The following is a 3,156-nucleotide window of genomic DNA, read 5'->3' as shown; positions in this document are numbered from 1 at the left end:
GATCCTCCTCGATGCCGTCAACATCGAACCGTTCCGTGCCTGGGCGAACCACCCGGCGATGCCGACGTCGGCGTGAAACTGCAGGCTCACCAGTCTGATTTCCCCGGTCTAGCTGATCATCTGCCATCAACGCGCCTGCTGGTAGATATCAGCAAGGCGAGCGACGATCCTATCGGCTTCTTTATCGGGGTTGACAAAGGCCGAAACGCTCCAGACCGTCATGACCGACCAGCCAAGATACTGCAAGTCCTCGGTGGTGAACCGGTGACGTTCCCGGGTGGACTGGGTGTGCATAAACTCGGCATCGTCGGTCAACACGGCCAGAGCATAGGGCTTGTTCTTGAGCCCAACCACCAACGGGATTCGGGGCGCCTTGTCGTACCCATAATCCAGGGCTACATCCAGCCCCCGGGTCCGCAGCCGTTGGGCCAGATCCCGGAAGAGCACATTGGTGGACTGCTCAGCTTGCTCGGGCCGAGCGGCTTCTGCGTCGGGATGCTCAACCCAAGTCAACAGATCCTTGAGCAGACGCGGCCCGGGCTGATGAATGCGGTCGTCCTCCAGATCATCAGCGGAAAACGCCGCAACGATGTCCAGATTCCGATCCGGCAGGACCAGAGCATCCAGCAACATGCCCTTGCCTCCTTCGCCTTCCAGGTCGCCAAACTGCTGCAGAAGACGGCCGTGGGTGGTCTTGGCAAAGCCCAGAGTGAGGATCACGTCCGTGGCCCGGGCACCGCAGACCTCGTCAATGCCGACAATGCGTACGTGCCGCAGGAATTTGGCGAAAACCCTATCCTTGGCAGCTGCCGACTTGAGTTCAGCGCCGAGCCTGGAGCGGTGGGTTGCCGACAGGGTGACCACAGTCAGCAGATAACTGTTCGGCACTAGGGAGAAGGATCCGGCCTTGCGCTTGAGCATGTCAACAACGGTAGCCACCTCCTGTTGACTGGACTCGACCAGCCCGGTGGCCATGACCGGGACGCCAACGCCCTCCACCCGGGTCAGGATCACCCTGCCAGGCTCCCGGCAATCTGGCACAGGTACCGACAGATCCCCATAGCCGTGATCTTTCAGGAAAGCATCCAGCCGAATGGAACGACGTGAGGGCCGTGATTTGACGGTGACTGGAACCAGATGATCGACCAGCTGCAAGAGGCCATCCGAGGTGATGGTGGGGCGGTGGGCGATGACCGCCACCTGCCGGGCACGCGCCAGCACGGTCAGGACCTGAATGGAAGGCATATGAGCCCCGGCATCGATGATGACCGTATCAGCAAGCTGTGTCGGATTGGTCCTGGTCGCCAGCGTGGCCGGAGTCGCGATGATGATGGGCTTGGCCGCCGACAGTATGCTGGGGTGGGCCTGTTGAAAGACGGCAAGAGAGGCACCGGGGTTGCCGGCCAGCATGGTGTGCAGCTGATTGGCCTCCTGTGTGCGCGAGAAAAGCAGCTCGGATAGGCGCTTTTCACTCTCCTGGGCAACCATGGGTCCTACGCTGGCCACATGCTCGGCATCTACCTGGCTGAAGCGGTCGGCTGCGTTGGATAGGGCGGAACCGTCCTGGTTGGAGATGATCTGCGAGGAACGCATGATGTCGTCGAAGACTGTGGTCCACCACGCCAACTGCAACTCGGCCCGTACCGCCTTACCTTCAACCTGGCGGTTGCGCAGGTCCTGGACCAGGCCCTCCAGACCCGCCTTGTTAAATTCACCCTCCAAAGCACAGCGTTCAGGCAAGGTATCCAGGGCTGTATGGTCGTCAAAGAGGGCCTTGAGCCGCTCCTCCACCTTGTTGAAGTCCATGGTCTCCAGATCGCCACCAGCCGGAGTCGAGTCCAAGACGGTGTCCAGAGCCGTCATGTCACGGATCAGGGATTCCTGAGTGTCGATGATGACGTCCAGCTTGGGTGGCAGGACCGGCCAGCCGCCGTGGGGGACGAAGGTCCGCCACTGCTCGGCCTGCTTGGAGACCACCACCAGTGATTCATGCAGATCCTCGACCTGGGCACCGGGCCTGAGCAGGCTCTTGGCTTCCTTGACCAGGCGTCGACGTTCCCAGAATCCCAGATTGGTGCCACTAGCTTTGCGATCAGCCTTGGCCTTGGTGGCCTCAATCATGGCAGGAATGTCGCGCTCGAAGATGGAGGGCTGGAAGACATCCAGGACCCTACGAAGGTTCTTGAGGACCACCACCTGCCGCCCCCAATCCTTGACGGTGGCCGGCACAGGGAATCCGCAGGTCTCTACAGTAGATTTGACCTGCTCACGGGTGTCCGGCAGAAGCCGTTGCAGAAGACGAACCACACGGGAGTAAGCGTCCACGGCCTCGTTCTCGTTGACCAAGGTAGCGCCGAACCAAGGAGTATCTTGTGGACCGATGACGAATTCGCCCAGCTCGGCAGCCCTCTCCAGCTTATCGGCCCAGGCATTCAACTCGGGCTGCAGATTGTGGGCAGTGGCCGCACCCAAACGGACACGGGTGGCAGGATGCGTAGGCATGTTGGCAATGTTGGCCAGATTCTGAATAGTCTGGTAGGCCGAAACCCCCCAGCTGGAATCCACCCCATGCAGATCGCCCAGATAACGGGTCAGCCGGGAACGGACACCCACAAGCTCGTCAGCCACCTGATCGAAGTGTTCACTGGCCTTGCCGGGTTTGAACCCCACCGCATCAATCAGCCGCTGGTCCAGGACCCGGCCCAGCTGATCGTCGGTCAGGTCAAGAGCCATGTCCGCCATCCCGGCAGCATCCAGACGATGTTGAAAGCGCCGCTTCTCCTCCACCACACAAGGTACATAGAGCACTGTTCTGCCTGCGGTGACGCAACGCGAGGCAATGGCCAAAGCGTCGTCGGCGCTGTGGCGGCCGGTCTGTTCATCCACAATCACGCTATGACCAGTCGCCACCAGCTGGGCTGCATAACGGACCCGGTTGTCCACATCTCCGGACTCGAATTCGCTGTGAGGATCCGCATCGAAGGGGCTGTAGTCAGGCACAGATCCGCCTTTGAGCCGCTCGGAGGCTTCCTGATCACCTGCCAAAGCATCGAGCAGATCGTTGCCAGTGGACCCGGCGGTCATCCGGTCCAGAATCCGGAGGCTTTCACCAAGCAGCTGGGCCGATGGCTCGATGAAACACCCTAGGACAATTTT

1 protein-coding gene is annotated in these 3,156 nt (G+C 60.7%); it reads right to left on the bottom strand.

Annotated elements, in window-relative coordinates:
• Positions 1 to 126: 126 nt before the first annotated feature.
• Positions 127 to 3,156, bottom strand: a 3,030-nt coding sequence (locus AC0AP0_RS10875) for a helicase (protein WP_490430477.1), incomplete at its 5' end; no start/stop codon positions are given.

The organism is Bifidobacterium sp. POST2/T3 (B1) (assembly GCF_058197115.1).
Note: the sequence above shows the minus strand (reverse complement) of the source record. Positions and strands in the feature narration are given on the sequence as shown.